This is a genomic window from Rossellomorea pakistanensis (genome assembly GCF_016908495.1).
Classification (GTDB): domain Bacteria; phylum Bacillota; class Bacilli; order Bacillales; family Bacillaceae_B; genus Rossellomorea; species Rossellomorea pakistanensis.
Genome location: NZ_JAFBDZ010000005.1, coordinates 99,849 through 117,439 on the forward strand (window position 1 = coordinate 99,849; position 17,591 = coordinate 117,439).

Annotated in this window: 12 protein-coding genes; 8 read left to right on the forward strand and 4 right to left on the reverse strand. The window is 37.6% G+C overall.

From position 1 onward, the window contains the following. Window positions 1-355 precede the first annotated feature (355 nt). Together JOC86_RS20500 and JOC86_RS20505 are read left to right on the forward strand one after the other, a co-directional pair. A complete protein-coding gene (locus JOC86_RS20500; protein ID WP_205174818.1) occupies window positions 356-2,440 on the forward strand; it encodes an McrB family protein in 2,085 nt (694 codons plus the stop codon). A 2-nt stretch (window positions 2,441-2,442) separates the two neighbouring features. Beyond that, a complete protein-coding gene (locus tag JOC86_RS20505) occupies window positions 2,443-4,926 on the forward strand; it encodes a restriction endonuclease-like protein (protein ID WP_239587746.1) in 2,484 nt (827 codons plus the stop codon). 464 nt (window positions 4,927-5,390) lie between these two features. Here JOC86_RS20505 and JOC86_RS20510 read toward each other — a convergent pair whose 3' ends face one another. Continuing rightward, complete coding sequence (locus JOC86_RS20510; protein ID WP_205174820.1) at window positions 5,391-6,410, reverse strand: alpha/beta fold hydrolase; 1,020 nt, start codon at window positions 6,408-6,410, stop codon at window positions 5,391-5,393. 143 nt (window positions 6,411-6,553) lie between these two features. Between JOC86_RS20510 and JOC86_RS20515 the strand changes: the two genes are divergently transcribed. Both JOC86_RS20515 and mraY read left to right on the forward strand, forming a co-directional pair. Further along, complete coding sequence (locus JOC86_RS20515) at window positions 6,554-7,462, forward strand: LysR family transcriptional regulator (RefSeq protein ID WP_205174821.1); 909 nt, start codon at window positions 6,554-6,556, stop codon at window positions 7,460-7,462. Window positions 7,463-7,921: 459 nt separating this feature from the next. After that, entirely contained in the window at window positions 7,922-8,878 is a 957-nt protein-coding gene (gene mraY, locus JOC86_RS20520) for a phospho-N-acetylmuramoyl-pentapeptide-transferase (protein ID WP_205174822.1), read from the forward strand. Between the two features lie 501 nt (window positions 8,879-9,379). Here mraY and sstT read toward each other — a convergent pair. Continuing rightward, window positions 9,380-10,612: a serine/threonine transporter SstT gene (sstT, locus tag JOC86_RS20525; RefSeq protein WP_205174823.1), complete on the reverse strand. Its 1,233-nt coding sequence runs from the start codon at window positions 10,610-10,612 to the stop codon at window positions 9,380-9,382. Window positions 10,613-11,390: 778 nt separating this feature from the next. On the opposite strand from sstT, the gene JOC86_RS20530 reads away from it, so the two are divergent. Together JOC86_RS20530 and JOC86_RS20535 are read left to right on the forward strand one after the other, a co-directional pair. After that, window positions 11,391-11,966 carry a LysE family translocator gene (locus tag JOC86_RS20530; RefSeq protein ID WP_205174824.1) on the forward strand — a complete coding sequence of 192 codons (576 nt, stop codon included), beginning with the start codon at window positions 11,391-11,393 and terminating at the stop codon, window positions 11,964-11,966. 12 nt (window positions 11,967-11,978) lie between these two features. Continuing rightward, window positions 11,979-12,755, forward strand: coding sequence for an AraC family transcriptional regulator (locus JOC86_RS20535; RefSeq protein ID WP_205174825.1), 777 nt, complete (start codon window positions 11,979-11,981; stop codon window positions 12,753-12,755). Between the two features lie 91 nt (window positions 12,756-12,846). Here the strand turns inward: JOC86_RS20535 and JOC86_RS20540 are convergent, their stop codons facing one another. Beyond that, window positions 12,847-14,085 carry a hemolysin family protein gene (locus tag JOC86_RS20540; protein ID WP_205174826.1) on the reverse strand — a complete coding sequence of 413 codons (1,239 nt, stop codon included), beginning with the start codon at window positions 14,083-14,085 and terminating at the stop codon, window positions 12,847-12,849. A gap of 488 nt (window positions 14,086-14,573) precedes the next feature. Between JOC86_RS20540 and JOC86_RS20545 the strand changes: the two genes are divergently transcribed. Further along, a complete protein-coding gene (locus tag JOC86_RS20545; protein WP_239587747.1) occupies window positions 14,574-14,945 on the forward strand; it encodes a nucleoside 2-deoxyribosyltransferase in 372 nt (123 codons plus the stop codon). 887 nt (window positions 14,946-15,832) lie between these two features. Here JOC86_RS20545 and JOC86_RS20550 read toward each other — a convergent pair. Next, window positions 15,833-16,189 carry a transcriptional activator HxlR gene (locus tag JOC86_RS20550; protein ID WP_205174982.1) on the reverse strand — a complete coding sequence of 119 codons (357 nt, stop codon included), beginning with the start codon at window positions 16,187-16,189 and terminating at the stop codon, window positions 15,833-15,835. A 127-nt stretch (window positions 16,190-16,316) separates the two neighbouring features. On the opposite strand from JOC86_RS20550, the gene JOC86_RS20555 reads away from it, so the two are divergent. Then, entirely contained in the window at window positions 16,317-17,483 is a 1,167-nt protein-coding gene (locus JOC86_RS20555) for an iron-containing alcohol dehydrogenase (RefSeq protein WP_205174983.1), read from the forward strand. The last annotated feature ends 108 nt before the right edge of the window (window positions 17,484-17,591 follow it).

The window sequence follows — 17,591 nt, forward strand, 5'->3', positions numbered from 1 at the left end:
TGAAATACATTCTTGTGAAAATTATGGGAATTTGAAATAATTGTAATTAAGCTAAAGGGGTAGGATTGAACAATGAACGATCAATGGATGTTTTCACCTCCTTGGTTTCATTATAAACTCTAATTGTGTTGTAGTTCAAAAGTTTCAATTAGAAAGCAATTTATAAAAACGATAGCTGAATCAAATAGGTATATTAAACTAATTATGAAGTGTTTGTTTAGGTGTTTTTATGAATTGTGTATAGAAAAATATATACATTATCTTTTTTTTGTATTATTAAATTTCCATAGTCATACCTTATTTCTAATCTTTGTTATAATCCAAGTATCTGATTTATTACCATAGGGAGGTAAAAATGTTAAAGAAAAACAGAAGTTGGTCGAAAGAAAAAGGGCGAGAAGGGTTAATTGCTACCAAAAAAGTGGATTGGTCAATTTTCCTAAATGGCTCGCACATCCCTATAGACTTTCATGAGGATTTTGAGTTAGCGAACAATGGAGTCCATTTGAATAGAGGGGAAAAACACAGCCTTACTCTACTTATTGATGGAAATGATTATAGAGCACAATTAGTTAATGTGGATAGAAACGGGATCAGCGTTGATTCATTACTACTTCGATATGATAGTAATAAAGACCTAAGGGAACTCCTCAGAAATAAGTTTAATACTAGTTATACATATTTAATTGAAAAAAGATCAGAAGAGAAGAACCAGGGCAAAGTGGTTCATGTTCCAGATGAGATAGCAGAGTATTTGGATTTCTATCAAACAGAAGAACCATTTGTTTACAGAGTAGAACTTGTCCAGTCAAAATCAGGGAAAAGAAATATTAACTTCTGGTGGGTCAACCAAGGTCAAAGCGCGAAAATACAAACAGAAGGCGGATTTCTATGGTCTCCCAAAACAGACAAAAAGGGTACACCACTTGCTCATCATAATGATGTCATGCTCGCTCAGCCTGGTGATGTTGTGTTTGCTTATTCGGATGTTGCTATCCGCTCTATTTGTATTGTCGATAAGGCATCAGAAGATAAGCCAAAGCCTACTTCTTTCTCTGGCCATAGCAATTGGGAGGAGCAGGGGAACTATTTAAAGGTTTCCTTTCATTCTCTAGATAAAGTCATTCAGAAGACTGAGATCCCTGAACAGTGGAGAAAAGAAGAGGATGGGCCATTTGATCGTAATGGAAATGTGAAGCAGGGTTATTTTTATAAGGTATCAAATTCATTTAGTGCTAGATTGTTAGAGCGATTTAATGATCGATTGCCCCAAGAGATTGCAGAGCATATTCAGTTACCAGAAGGTAATGACGAAGATGATCAAAGGAGAGATGGTATGAAGTTTTCAAGTGATCAGGAATTTATTGATCATGTTCATCAATACATAAATGTAAAAGGATTTATGTATTCGAAGGATCAGTTAATGAATTTCTATTTAGCTTTAAAGACAAAGCCTTTTGTCATTCTCTCTGGTATTTCTGGAACGGGGAAAACAAAAATAGTACAGCTCTTTGCTGAGGCACTAGACGCTACTGAAGAAAATGGACAGTTTTCATTAATACCTGTTCGCCCAGACTGGAGTGATGGTTCTGACTTAATAGGCTTTGAGAATATTAAAGGAGAATTCCAGCCAGGTCCCTTTACAAAAGTGCTAATGGAGGCGAATAAGCCTGAAAATCATCTTAAGCCGTACTTTGTATTACTAGATGAAATGAATCTTGCTCGGGTTGAATACTACTTTAGTGATTTATTAAGCGTAATGGAGAGTCGTAAAGTTGTCGATGGAGAATTTTTGTCGACCCCTATTGTGGATCGTGAAGAGGTTGGTGCACTGTACCTAAGAGATAATGTATATATTATTGGAACCGTTAACATGGATGAAACCACCCACCCGTTCAGTCCAAAGGTATTAGACCGAGCTAACACCATTGAATACAATGATGTGGTTCTGGATCATTTTGGCTTTTTAACTAATGAAGCTGCAATTAATCCTCTGGCTGTATCAAACCAACAAATTGCAGGAAGATTTCTTAATTTGAAGGATGCCTTTTTTGACCATGAAAATTTAGTAAAAGAGGTTACTAGTTTGCTTGTGGAAGTCAATATGATACTGGAACCGATGAGGGCTCATTTTGGGTACCGGGTTCGAGATGAGATTTGTTTTTATATGATTTACAACAGTGAGGATCAATTGATGGATTTTGACGACGCCTTTGATTATCAGCTGCTGCAGAAAGTGCTCCCGCGCTTAACTGGGAACGATCCTAAGACGGAAGAAGCCTTGAAGAAGTTATTCCGTTTCTGTACGAGCCATGAATGGGATGAACTGAATGCTAATTCTATTATTCTTGAGGGTCGCTATAAGAAATCAGCTAAGAAGGTATCAAGTATGATGTCAACCATTGTACATGATGGCTTTACTTCCTTCTGGGGGAGTTAATGATGAATGGTGCGGAAACGAAAGAGCTTCTGTTTATTGAGACGGAAGATTTTACGTTGTACATTAAGGGGATGCCGTATAATACAAGGTTTCAAAGTCTTTCGCAGTATCGAACTCATTCTTCGATGGAGAAAGAGAGGATGGCTTTTAAGTGGAATGGTGAAGCGGTTGAGACGGTTGAGATCTATGACGTTGAAAACGATTCGTTGAAGGAGCTGGGTGATCATTCGTTTTCTCCAATCTTTTTTGAAAATGGAGTCTACCAGATTGTCATTTCACCAAAGAGTGATAAGAAGCTGAGCTTCTATCATGAGCATCCAGGAATCAGGAAGGCTGTTGAACCTGTGGGAAGAGGAAGCAATCCCATTCTGATGGGCAATCTTCACTTTCTGAATGAAGTTGGTTATACAAGTTTTTCTATTAAACACAATGAGAAGGTCTTATTAGAAGTAACGCTTGAAATTTTTCCAACGAAATTAAGTTATAAGGATGATTATCGGAAGCTTCTTGATGAAGTCAATGATGAAGTGTACAATCTCGCTTTTCATTTCATAAAGAAAACGTTTCTCGGTGCTTCAAGCCATTTGTCAGAGAATCCTTCGCTCACTGAATTTTATCGATTAATCGAGTTCTATTTCGAAAACTTTGTTAAGTCGATTCATCGGATTGAGGAGCAGCCCCATCATCAGCTTCTTACGGAGTATCAGCTGGTAAGAGGAGAACGCATTAAGAAGTTAGACAGTAAAGGGAGAAAGCATCTTAGAAGGAATCCGCATCTGTTTATGGAGACGGAAAACGGAATCGTCCTGCATGATAAACCAGTCTTTCCTGTCAAAGGGTTGAATACGCGTAAAACGATTACGTATGATACGCTAGAAAACCGGTTTGTGAAATGGATGATGGAAAGGCTTCACCATAAGTTAACGGATTTAGTAATGAAAATTAAAAGTCAATCGGGAAGATATGAGCGGAAGGTAGATGAAGAGCTATTAAAGAAAGTCACTTCCATGCAGTCTGCTTTGAAAACGTTGCTAAACAAGCCGTTCTGGAAAACAATCAGCCGGATTGACCGTACGGTGACAAGCATGGTGATCCAACGGAAGCCGGGCTACAGGGAAGCGTATAAAATTTATCTTGTGGTAACGAGAGGTTTGACGTTAGAAGGCGAGCTTTTCAAAATGTCAGTTAAGGATGTGGCGACCCTTTATGAGTACTGGACCTATCTTAAAATGGGACAGATTCTGAGGGCAAAGTATATACCTAAATACCAGGATGTCGTGAAGATTCGTCATGGGTCTTTATTTGTTGATTTAGATCAAACCTCTAATGCGAAGCAGATCTTTGTTCATCCACAAACGGAGGAACAGATTATTTTATCTTTTCAAAAGAGAGAAGGGCGTGTGCCTACTGTTACGCAAAAGCCGGATATTATGTTGGAGATCGAGAAGAAGTATTCACATGAGCGATACCATTATGTCTTTGATGCCAAGTATCGGATTGATTTTGGCTTCAACGTAGGTCATCAGGCTAGCAATGCTGAGCAGGTGGGACCATTAGAAGAGGATATTAATACGATGCACCGGTACAGAGATGCATTGGTAAAGAAGCATTATGATAGAGGAAACTATGAACGGTATTCATTTGGAGCCTATGTATTGTTTCCGTGGAACGAGGAACAGGCTTATTTAGAGCATCCTTTTTATAAAAGTATTGAGGAAGTCAACATTGGCGGTCTGCCGTTTTTACCGAATTCCACCGTTTTGGTTGAAAGACTTGTAGAGCGCTTGGTGGAAAGTAATCCAGAGGACTTGCAGGAAGAAGGGGTTTTACCAGCTGGGGCGTGGAATCATTGGCGGTCTTCTCTAGATGAAAAGGTTTTGGTCGTTAACGTGAATAACGCGGAGATCTATGAGCAATTTAAACGTTTTAAATATGTTGAATTAGAAGCTTCCAGCTTGAAAAAAGGTTGGCAAGGAAGTGTGTATGCTGCCTTGTACGTGACAAGTGAAGTGAGTAATGAAACGGGAGCGGTGAATGGCATCCGTTTTTATGGAAGGGTCCTTGATGTAAAGGTTGCAGGGGATAAGCTGAGATTTGAAGTAGAAAGCTGGAGGTCACTGAAGAGCGTCATTCGTCCAGTTGGATACGGGATACAGTCTCATATGATGACGACGATGTCCTTACTTGAGCAATCGGAGGAACTTCCTGAGTTGTTTATGAAGTCAGGTGAGGAAATTAAGCTTTGGAGAATGCTGAGAAGACTTAACAGTAGAGTGCGAACAAGCTTGGATGATGAGACCATTGATTTCGCTGGGAAGGTTCAGGCTTATCAGATTGGGCATTTTGAGGTTGTGTTGAATCCTGTGAGTGAACAGATAGAAATACTACAGAATCATGAGGTTGAGAGGACGATTCCGTTAGAAATCTTACAGAAACAGCCGTCACAAGCGTTTAAAGTGATTAAGGAGTCGGTGTTTCGTGTTTGAGGTTTATAGAGAGTAGATGTCTTTCCAATTACTATACTTACCAAAATATTACCATAAGCCTTCAGTATTGAAGTGAATGTGTAGTTGGCATTTAAACTATGTATGAAATGGCAGTATGTTTTTTGTATATTAAAAAGACCGCACAATCAAAGACTTGTATAAGCCTTTGTATATTTCGCGGTCTTTATATTTGCTGTGTCATTCATTTATGCGCCCGTTTGGAGTATACTCATACCTTACTTGAAATAGTATTTTTATATTTTTAGGGGCTGTCCAAAAACCCAGGTGTCAGGAACCACAACTTCAATATGTAGAAGAAAACCTCCGGGACATCTTCTATATAAGGACAATTATAGTGGTTCCGGACCCTTTTTGGACAGCCCTCAAAAATCTTTAACTTTTTTACATCAAGGCATTAACTTTTCTTACTATGCCTGTCAGGACACTCAAATGTTAAGGATGATCTACCCGTTTGTACTCATCGCCAACAAGCGCTTTAGGTTGTCATCAATAAATGTATTATCGGCACTGTTGATTCCGCGACCAGCAAAATGGCCCCAGATCGACTCGATAGGATTAAAAACAGCATTAGGTATAAGCTTAGCTTCGTACTCGTTATCGTCCGCCGTGCAGAAGAGATCCGTGCTCCCTGGCATGACGCAGGCAAGCGCTTTAATGCTTTTGAGCGCCTCATCGAAATCTCCGTTATAGGCGGGGTCTGCACTAATATCTGCAAATTGTCCTGTCCATAACATGGCCAGGACATTGTGCGGATCCATCCTCATAAAGCTATCTTCCCAGACGCCAACCACAAAATCTGGCAATGAGTCATATCCCAGCACACGATAAAGTTCCTCTCTGTAAAACGCCTGCGATAAGCCCCATCCCGCATAGACACGGCCAACAGCACGCATGTCTGCAGAAGTCAACTGGTTTAGTTTACTTGAATCGAAGCCAACTGCAGCCATGAGTGGAGCTTTCATTCCGTCCAGGACCACATACGTTTGCGGCCAAGTCTTTGCCCCTCCGCAGAAAGGGGCAATTCTTTCCACCATGTCTGGATAACTCGCCCCCCATTGGAATGATTGAATGCCTCCCATTGACCATCCAACTACGAGAGCGATCTTTTGGATGCCGAATTTTTCGGTCACCAGTCGATGCTGTAATTTAACGTTGTCATAGATGGTTACCTGCGGAAAATTAGTCCGGTCGAATGGAGGAGGCGTGTTACTGGGAGACGAAGATAATCCATTGCCCAGCAGATTTGGAACGATAATGAAATATTTCTGCGGATCTAGAGCCATGCCATTTCCAATTAACCATTCATTCTGAACATGCTGGTCGCCAAAAGCAGTTGGATAGACGATGACATTATCTTTCTTTTCATTCAATCTTCCATAAGTCTTATAAGCAAGAAATGCGCTCGGTAACGTCACTCCTGATTTCAAGGTTACGTCACCCAAATCAAAAATCTCATAATCCATCGTATTTTCTCTCCCTTCAAAATGAAACCATATAGTTAGAATGTATTTCTTGTTGTAAGTATAGATCAATGATACTCTCAATAAAAGTGAACAAAATTCAAAGCAGTATTCAATAATTTTGAAAGTGAATGGGGGAGAGTATGATGGAATTGCGCCAATTGATTACGTTCCGAACGGTTGCCTCAACATTAAATTTCAGTCGGGCTGCGGAGGTGCTGAACTACGTCCCCTCCAACGTTACGATGCAAATAAAAGCATTGGAAGATGAGCTTGGGGTTCGTCTCTTTGACCGCTTGGGCAAGCAGCTCGTTCTCACAACTGCGGGTAAACGCTTTTTAACTCATATCCAAATCGTTCTAAACAAATTGGACGAAGCTCGCAGCGTCGTTCATGACAATGAAAATCTAAGTGGCACTCTAACGATAAGTGCCAACGAGGTTCTTTGCGCCTATCGGCTTCCAGTTGTCTTCCAGCTATTTCGTTCGCGCTATCCAGGAGTTCGTCTCATCTTTCGCTCTGTTCCAAATCAAGAACTCAAGCAAACTCTCTTTGAGGGAACCGCGGATGTCGTCTTTATGCTGGACGAAACCATTCTCTCAACCGGGCTTACAGTGGAACCGTTACTGGAAGAAACTTTCCGCTTTTTCGTCGCTCCAGACCATCGTCTCGCGAAACTACCTGTCCTACAACAGGAAGATTTTCACGGAGAAGTGTTCCTGGTCAATGAAAAAGGTTGTACCTATCGAACCATGTTTGACCGGTCATTTGAGAAAAAGGGCATTGATGATATTACTTATTTAGAGTTTCAAAATGCAGAAGCGATTAAACAATGTGCCATTACGAGAATCGGCATTGCCTTTCTTCCGGAAATAACAGTGAAAGCCGAAGTTGAACGGGGAGAACTTGTTGCTCTTCCATGGCAAATTCCGGACTTACATGTATATACACATATGGCATGGCATAAAGACAAGTGGCTTTCACCCATCATATTATCTTTCATAGAAGCAGCAAGGGAAGTTATCACTATAGAGGAGGAGAATAAAACCGTTTAGCCTATTCAGCGATAGGAAAACACCTATTCACCTGCGAGCTATTTATCCTAGATCTGCAACTGTTGGAAGATAAGAACATAATCGTTAGTTACGGACACTGTGCAGCGTAGTTTTAGATCATCCAAAAGGTTTTGCATGGTAAAAGATATAAGCTCATTATAAAGTATTGTTGAAGCAGAATATTCTTGATCTTGCCTCTCCATTCGAATGTAATGTCAGTTAAACCTAATGTCATTTACTTTTACGAGTAAAGCCGCATTCTTCCGTTTGGGAATGCGGCTATTTCTAAATTAATTTTTGTTCACGCTTGGGATTTATTATGAAAAGTTCTCTATAGTATTCGGCAATAGCTCCCTTTTCTTGAATAAAAATCTACATAAATATTGTATCAAATAGAGGAAATGAATGAGTTTTTTAGAAATTATTATAAATAGTTAAAAGAAAAGGGGTAAATGAGAAATGAGTAATCAAATAATCCCAGCGTTAATTGCTTTTATCGTTGTTTCAATTTTATCTCCACTATTAATAGCCGTTTTGAGAAAGCTTAGGCTCCTTCAACCGATAAGAAAAGAACTTCCTTCAGATCATCAGTTAAAAAAAGGCACTCCGTTAATGTTTGGAATTATTCTTTTTGTAGGAATTATAGTATCCATTCTTTTTTCACCTACTCCATTAATGTATTTTTTGGCTATTACCTACATTCTTTTTAGTTTTGTTGGGTTTTTAGACGATTTTTGGAAGGCTTCTCGCCAAGATCCAGGAGGGGTATCGGGTAAGACCAAACTTATTTTTCAATTTACTTTTACGAGTACTTTGCTTTTTTACGTGATCAACGAACTAGGCGTAGACACCAGCATTGATATTTTTAAACATATTTCATTGGATCTTCCAATGGTGTTATATGTCATTGTCATTACCTTATTTGTCGTAGGTTCTGCAAATGCCATAAATTTCACGGATGGATTAGACGGTCTTTTAGGAGTTGTTGCAATCCCTACATACTTTTTCTTTTTTATGGTCTCAGACAGAACAGAGGTGCAAATTTTTTGTTTAATTATGATTGGATGTTTACTCGGCTTTCTCATTTATAATATATATCCTGCCAAAGCTTTTATGGGGGATACGGGATCATTAGCTATTGGAGGATCGCTTTCATTTCTTGCTGTTCTTGAGAAAGTTGAAATTTTAATTCCTATTTTATTCTTTATATATTTTGCTGAACAACTTTCGGTTATTTTACAAGTTTCCTCATTTAAACTTACTCATAAGCGTATTTTCAGAATGACACCGATTCACTATCATTTTGGCTTAAAATATGGGTGGTCCGAAACTACAATTGTAACGGTTTTTGGATTTATTTCGTGGTTTTGTGCTTTTATCTGTTTAACTTATTGGAGATTCTTCCTAAATCCATAAATAAAGTTATAATCATTCCAATGAATATTAGAGGTAACCAAGCAATGCACAAAGCAGAAAAAAAACCAATGTCGAAAATCTGCCGCCACATAAATTGATGTACTAATCAATACCCCGATAATTAGATAAATGGAGATGATCTCCATCTTGTCATCGAACTCCTTTTTAATATTATAAAAAGGTGCACTTGTAGGGGTGCTCCATTTAAGCATAATATTAAGATTTTTTATGCTAAATCGATCTTCGACTTGAAATACAAATATAGCAATCCCGTAATCAATTACGAATTTTTTTGATCTTCAACTAAATGGCCATAACGGAATAAACGATTTTTAAAATGTCTCCTTTTGTTTCCATCACTGTGACCATGTGAAATATGTAAGAGAAATGTCTAATTAGATTCTGAAAACCTATCAGTTGAAGAAATAGGAATTAGAAAAAGGCAACGAACCCTACTACTGGTCGTTGCCTTTTTACAATTTCTAAATAAAATAGACCGATCTAAGCACTAATCCTAACTTCCTTCCCTTCCTTACGCCTTTTCGCATATTCAGCAGTTGCTGTAAAAAGCGCATCAGAGGAAGAGTTAAGTCCAGTTTCACAAGAGTCCTGTAATACCCCTATGATGAAACCAACACCAACGACCTGCATCGCAATGTCATTTGAAATTCCGAATAAGCTACATGCTAGCGGAATGAGTAGGAGCGACCCACCGGCAACACCTGAAGCCCCTGCAGCGGAAACGGCTGCCAGGACGGAAAGAATAAGCGCCGTACCGAAATCCACATCAATGCCAAGGGTGTGAACAGCAGCAAGGGTTAAGACAGAAATTGTAACCGCTGCCCCAGCCATGTTGATGGTAGCCCCTAATGGGATGGAAACCGAATAGGTATCCTCATCTAACCCAAGATTTTCACATAAACGCATATTAACTGGAATGTTTGCAGCTGAGCTACGAGTAAAGAATGCAGTAATTCCACTTTCCCTTAAGCATTTAAAGACAAGTGGATATGGGTTTTTACGAATATTGATGAATACGATAATGGGATTGACGACAAGAGCGATAAAAAACATACAGCCGAGTAGAACTAATAGTAATTTTCCGTAATCCAGTAAGGCGGAAAGTCCATTTGTGACAATAGCGTCAAACACAAGCCCCATAATTCCGATCGGTGCAAATTGGATAACCCATTTCACTAATTGAGAGATCGCATCTGAAAAATTAGCAAGCGTATTTTTGGTAGAATCCGCTGCTTTTCTTAACGCGATGCCAAGAAGGATAGCCCAAGTTAATATTCCAATATAGTTGCCGTTTAATAGAGCATTGATCGGGTTGTCAACGATGTTAATGAGTAGCGTCTTTAGTACTTCTACAATACCACCAGGAGGAGTCACATCTTCGGCTCCTGCTCCAAGTGATAAGGTTACTGGAAAGAGAAAGCTTGCCAGAACGGCTACAAATCCAGCAAGGAACGTACTTATGCCATAAAGGGCAATAATCGATTTTATATTCGTTTTATGCCCACTTCTATGTTTAGAGATAGCGTGCATAACTAAGAAAAAGACTAATACTGGTGCAACCGCCTTCAATGCGCCTACAAATAAGGTACCAAAAATGGATATCCATTCTGCGGCATCAGGAATCGTTACAGCCAAGAGAATACCAATGATAATACCTACAAGTATTCGTTTAACTAGACTTACTTGGTTCCACTTAAGAATTAAGTTTTTCATGTATTTCCCCCCGTTGTTCGTACTAGAAGCATAACCTAAAGAGTAATCAGCTTTCGCTGGGTTAAGACCGATAGTACTTATGAAGTATAACAATTGTTAGTTTACCACGAATTTTGTCAATTGTGTGATAAATTATTATATTAAAATATTTGGTAATCGTTTTTAAGAATGGCTGTTTTCTAAAAGATTGTTGTTTTTTAAGAATATAAATTTTGTAAAAAGGTTGATTGGAGTGGAAGGTGCGAGACTCATGCGGGAGTAGCGGGATAGGTGAGACCTAAGCAGGAGCAAGGCGACGAGGAGGATCACCGCCCGCCCCACGGAAAGCGAGCATCTAGAACGGAAACCAATCACCCCCTTTTTAACTAACAACAAGGTTTAGAAAACAGCCTTAAGAATAGTTAAGGGGTTGGGAGATAAGGACTGGATTAAACTAAAGGTAAATATTACTATGTGTTCCTTTATAGCGAAAATATATCAAACTAGTAAAGACGACATTCAAAAAAACGGCATTTTTGTGCTCTTCACACTACTTTTTAAAGGTACAGAAAAACAGAACAGGACTGGAACTTATATGGTGAAATGATCAAGTGGTGTTATTCAACAAAAGGGGAGTTTCATAGAATAAGTGGTTATTTAAACGGAATCTTAGTCATTGGGGACAGAACGACAAAGGTGTATCATTTTAATGAATCATTACCCCTGCAATAATATACTATAGGCTTTTTCTTTGAAGATGTATGATGACAGGAGAATACTTTTGAAAGGAGTTTTCCTCATGAATCTTACATCTTTTTTAATATACTGTATGATTGTTACGTTTACACCTGGTCCGACCAACATTGTCATCCTGTCCACAGTGCATAATTTTGGGACAAAAAAGGCGATGGAATATACGTATGGGGCAACGGTCGCTTTTGGTTTATTACTTGTCATTTCGGCTATTTTGAACTCCATGCTCATGACGATCATCCCGAAAATTTTAATGGTTATGCAAATCATAGGAAGCATATATATGTTCTATCTTGCTTATCAAACCTACAAAATGGACACATCAAATCCAACGGTAATCCAATCGGCTACCTTTATGTCAGGCTTCCTTATGCAGTTTCTGAATCCGAAAGTCGTGCTGTTTACAATGACGGTTATTCCTAGTTTCATCATACCGAACTATACCGCAGTACCTGCAGTGACGATAAGTGTTTTAGCTATAACGTTTATCGGGTTTCTGGCATTTTTAACATGGGTTCTTTTCGGTACCCTCTTCAAGAAATTTTTACAGAATCATAGTAAGATTGTGAATGTCATGATGGCCTTATTTTTAGCTTATTCTGCATTGATGATATGGATGTAAGAGGTGGATGAGATGGACAAATTTATCTATAAGAAATCGGCAGGCATCACAGCGTTGTCAGCGAGTTTCACTGATTTTTCGTATAAAAAGCATTCTCACAAGGAGTATGCAATAGGTGTCACTTTGCGTGGTATTCAACATTATACCTTGGATGGCAGTTTACAATTATCCCATCAAAATGGGGTGATGCTTTTTAATCCGGAACAGGCCCATGACGGAATGGCGCATGATAAGACAGGACTTGACTATGTGATGGTATATATTGATCCTCACTTGTTTTTAGAGGCGACTGGGAAGAAGGATCTAGTACGTTTCACAACTCCTGTTGTGTATGATGATCGACTGGAAAGAAGCATTTTAAATCTTTCTCATGCCATATTAACTGGAAAAGATGAGGCAGTATGCAGCGAATTATTCTTATCCCTTACAGATATCCTTATTCAAAACAATTCCCCTGCAGATGATAAGAGAGACAATGCCCTTATTAGAACAGCAAAGGATATCCTTCATACCAACTTAGGAAATGTCCTTAAATTAGACGAGATCTGTAAAGAGCTTCACTTATCCAAATTTCAGTTCATCAGATTATTCAAGACTCATACTGGAATCTCGCCATACCAATACTTTCTCAACTGCAAGATAGAACGTGCAAAGCAGTTAATTGAAAACAATAAAGATGTCTATTCAGCAGTAGCGGAATGTGGTTTTGTCGATTTAACCCATTTAAATAAACATTTTAAAAGCGTGTATGGAACCACAGCATTTGAGTATATGTCACATATAAATTAATGAGTTTGAAACTAAGCTTGCCGTCATGGTCAATTAGGATTTTCTCTCATTTTTTATAATTCTGAAAATTTACCTTAAATGGAAATAATGCTCATATTTTATTGGGTGTCTTTTTCTTAATTTCTACTAGCTTAAGCCTGTTGTCTTCAATCGACTTCACTTCAAAATGTAAATGATGATATTCAAATGTTTCGCCTTCTTTAGGAAAATGGCCCAGTTCTTTTATTAAAAATCCTGCAAGTATATCTTCATCTTCTGGGATTTTTGTCTTGAAGGCTTCATTTATTCGGCGTATTGCGAGTTTTGCGTGGACAATAATATGATTATCCGTTAATTCTTCGATAAGAACCTCGCTATCCTCATCTGTTTCATCTTCAATTTCCTGTCCTAGCATGGCTTCCAAGATATCCTCATGGGTGATAATCCCTTTTGTTCCTCCATATTCATCAAGCACAATTGCCAGGTGCTTTCTTTCTTTCATCATCATTTTGAATACTTTATCAATGCTATGGAATTCATATACAAATAAGGGTTCAAGGTCTGTAAAATCCTTAAGAGTCTTTTCTGGCTGTGTCGACCATGTCAGCAGTAACTTAGAATGGAAAACTCCCACGATGTTATCCATATTTTCTTTGTAAACCGGATATCTGGTAAATCTATTGTCCAAGACAATAGATTTGGCTTCCTCAATTGTCGCATCAAACGGAATACCTTCAACCTCCATTCGGGGAGTTTTTAGGGCGTCGCGAACATCCAGATTATAAAAATCAATAACCCCTTTAATCCGCTGGGTTTCTTCTTCTCTAAATGTTCCTTCGGTAGTAGCGATATCCACCATGGTAATGAGCTCCTCTTTAGAAACAGAAACTGACTCTGGAGCATTTTTGGATAATATTTTAATAATTGCCCTTGTAAATTTTGACAATAAAAAGGTCAAAGGTTTAAAGATAACTAATAAAATCCTTATTATTGGAAAAACTAAATATGCAATTTTATCAGCAAATGTAGCGGCAATCGATTTAGGAAGAACCTCAGCAAAAATAATCAATACAACGGTAAGAATACCGGTTGCAACCCCTACATTAAACCCATATTCAATTGCAATTATTGTAACGAGTGTTGGTAGCATAATATTTGCGATATTATTGCCAATCAGGATGGCTGTTATTAATTCATCTGGCTTTGAAACAAGCTCTAAAAGCTTTTCTGATTTATGATCATTGTTTTCTGCCTTTGTTTTCAATTTCATTTTGTTAACTGCTGTTAAAGCTGTCTCACTTCCCGACAGGAAGAATGACATTAGCATAAAAAACAGGATAGCGATAAACAAAATTCATTGCCTCCAATAAAATCTAGTTAGTTTAATTATTTGTGCAGGGTGATCTCGCCGAACTTACATTCTTGTTAGGATGGAATCTTATGACTATTTATCCAAATTATAAATCAGTAAGTGAAAGGAAGTAAATTGAAACGCTTGTAAATGATTGAGGACAAAACCAATAATTATATTTCCCATTTTCCCTTTAAAAAATAATTAAATGTTAATATACACCATACTCATCTTACCCTAAAAGACTAAGTTAAAAAGTAGAGTTTCTTGAAAACCGTAACAAATACTTATAATTAAATCGAACTGTCCATACTAGTGAAATAAAGGGATGATATAAGATTAATCGGATTGTAATTGCACACTTACACTTTTTCTTGTTGTATGAGGTTCAAACTAAGAAATGGTTTTAGAAATCGTTCAGGAGGTCAAAGGAAAATGAAAAGAGTTTATTTAGCTAGTCCGTTTTTAATGATATAGAGATTGGTTATTTGGAACAGGTTGAGGTGATTTTAGCAGAAAAGGGTTTGAAAGTATTCTCACCAATGAGAAAGTCAAAAGCTGAAAATGTCGAGGTTGGTTCACGCCAATGGTCAATTGAAACATTTATGGATGATATAAAACACATTAAGTGGGCAGAAATCGTTTTAGGCATCTATCATGGAAACTATTCCGACAGTGGAACAGCCTGGGAACTAGGTTATGCTTATGCTACTGACAAACCTGTAATTTTAGTTCATATTGGTGAAAACAGTAATTTAATGGTGCATGAAGGTGCACACACCAATATCACTTTGGAGGAACTAAAAGAATATGACTTTGACGAGTTAGCTAGTTCTTTCTATACAGGTGAAATGCTCTAAAAGACTAAATTGAAAAAGCTTATATGGGGTTCAGTCAGGAAATGTTAATTGACAACGTTAAGAATTTTGAGAGAAGGTGAATGGGACACCTGTAAGCCTTGTTTTACGTAATATTAATTCCATATCAATAGATTAGATGACCCTATGATACTATTATCCTATTCCTTGATACGACATCGTTTATAATCTTAAGTTGTAAATTGCGGTTTATCTATACTGAAGAAAAAATCTTGATATGGCGAGAGTTTTACAATTAGTACATGTAAACAACGTATTCTTCCTGATATCGAGCTTTTCATCATCGAATTGACAACGGTTAATAGCCTTGAAGGTGAATACACAGCTTTAAATCGTTATTAAGCCCATATAATTTAAGATAAGGTATTTGATGCCTTCTCAGTATCAAGGACATCAATACATCGTATATATAGGTTACTGAGTTGAAATATCAAGGATTCAAATTAGCCCTTTAGTCGATTTTTCTTCTTCGAATCCTTTAAATACTCCTGATTTTCATAGTATAGATAATCACATTTTCCCTGACGCTCCCCCACTAACAGTTCTCATATAACTTTCTAATATTTTATGGTTTTAATGTTTACTTTTCCTCTTAGCTCGAATCTTATCAGAAAATCCACTAAATTAAACTAAGGGCACAGCCAACATTTTTTTGTAAAGCCCGTGTTCATTACAATGAATAGAAGATAAAGGTGGGTTTCTCAAACGCTAAGAAGATTCAAGTGGTTCAACCGACACAATTTGGATACTATACTTTTCGTTCCATATTCTAATTTATATATTAAAACGGCTTTCGGTATCTTAAAACCTATGTCTTCTCGATTTAGTAGACGTGATTTCTAAAGATCTAAGTTCGTCCAATACAACTTTTATTTTTCGACAGAAGCTTTTTCATGAGCGACAGTATTTATATAGTTCTTTCCCCATTCGTACATCGATTCAAGAATAGGTATCAAGGTTTCCCCATGTTCTGTAAGCGAATATTCTACTTTCGGAGGGACGATTGGATACACTTCGCGATGAATAATTTGATCGGCTTCTAATTCCCTTAACTGATTTGTTAGCATTTTTTGTGTAATATTTGGTAAAAGTGCTTTCAATTCGCTAAATCTTTTTGTGCCTTCTTTGCCTAAATACCACAAAATAATCATTTTCCACTTACCACCAATGACAGAAAGCGTTAGCTCTTTTTCACAATTAAACGTCTGGTTAAAGTCACGTACGATTGGTATCACTCCATCCTTTAGTTACTTTTTTGATACTATCCCACTTATAAGTAAGTTCTTCCCAATATAAACTATACTAATTTATACTTCTTATTGTAAATCAATTAATACTGGAGGGGACAAAATGATGAATCGTTTTACTATTCCACGCGACATTTATTTTGGGGAAAATTCACTTGATAAGTTAAAAGAATTAGAGGGTAAGAAAGCAGCGTTAGTCATTGGAGGAGGCTCGATAAAGAAAACGGGTAATCTAGAACGTATTCAAGGCTTGCTTTTAGAAGGTGGAATTGAAAACCGTGTCATCGAAGGAATCAATACAGAGCCAACCGTTCAAATGGTAAAAGAAGGTGTAGACATATTAAATAATTTTGAGCCTGACTGGGTAATCGGAATCGGTGGAGGTTCTGTAATGGATGCTGCAAAAGCGATGTGGTTATTCTATGAACATCCTGCTCTAACTTTTGAAGAAGCAGCAAAACCTTTTACATTACCAAAACTTCGTACAAAAGCAAAATATGCTGGGATTCCAACAACAAGTGGAAGTGCAGCTGAAATTTCCAATTTGTCCGTTATTACAGATGAGAGAACGAATATTAAATATCCATTAGCCGATTTTGAATTAACTCCAGACATTGCAATTATTGATCCTGTGATGGTAGAGTCGATGCCAAAGCATATTACAGCATATACTGGTATGGATGCTTTTACACATTGTGTTGAAGCATATGTTGCAAAGTCGCGTACAGTATTTACGGATGCACTAGCAATTGAAGGGGCGGCAATTATTAAAAATAATCTTGAAGATTCGTATAATGGTGACCAAGAAGCTCGAAATGAAATCCATAATGCTCAAGCGATGGCTGGTATGGCGTTTGCTAATGCAGTACTTGGTAACGTACATAGCTTAGCACATAAAAGCGGTCCAACATTCGATATCCCACATGGTTGTGCAAATGCTATTTATTTACCGTATGTCATTCAATTTAATCGAACAGTCGTAGCGGATCGTTTTGCAACAATTGCAAAACGATTAGGACTTGCAGGGAATACAAATGATGAATTAGTCGATGCGTTGGTTTCATATATTCGCAATCTAAATACAGAAATGAATGTGCCAAATAGCCTTCAAGAGTTCGGTGTAACAGAAGAAATCTTTAATAAGCATGTCGATGATATGGCGAAAAACGCCGTAACAGATCCATGTACAGGAACAAACCCTCGTGAAACTTCGGTTGAAGAAATGAAACAGTTATATGTTTCAGCATTTTACGGGAAAGATGTGAATTTTTAATTTAAATATTCTATCTTTATTGATTTTAACGACAGATAGTATGGAATTTTAAAAAACTTTATCATGATATTAAATAAATGAAGACTAATATTATAATATTGTGTAGTA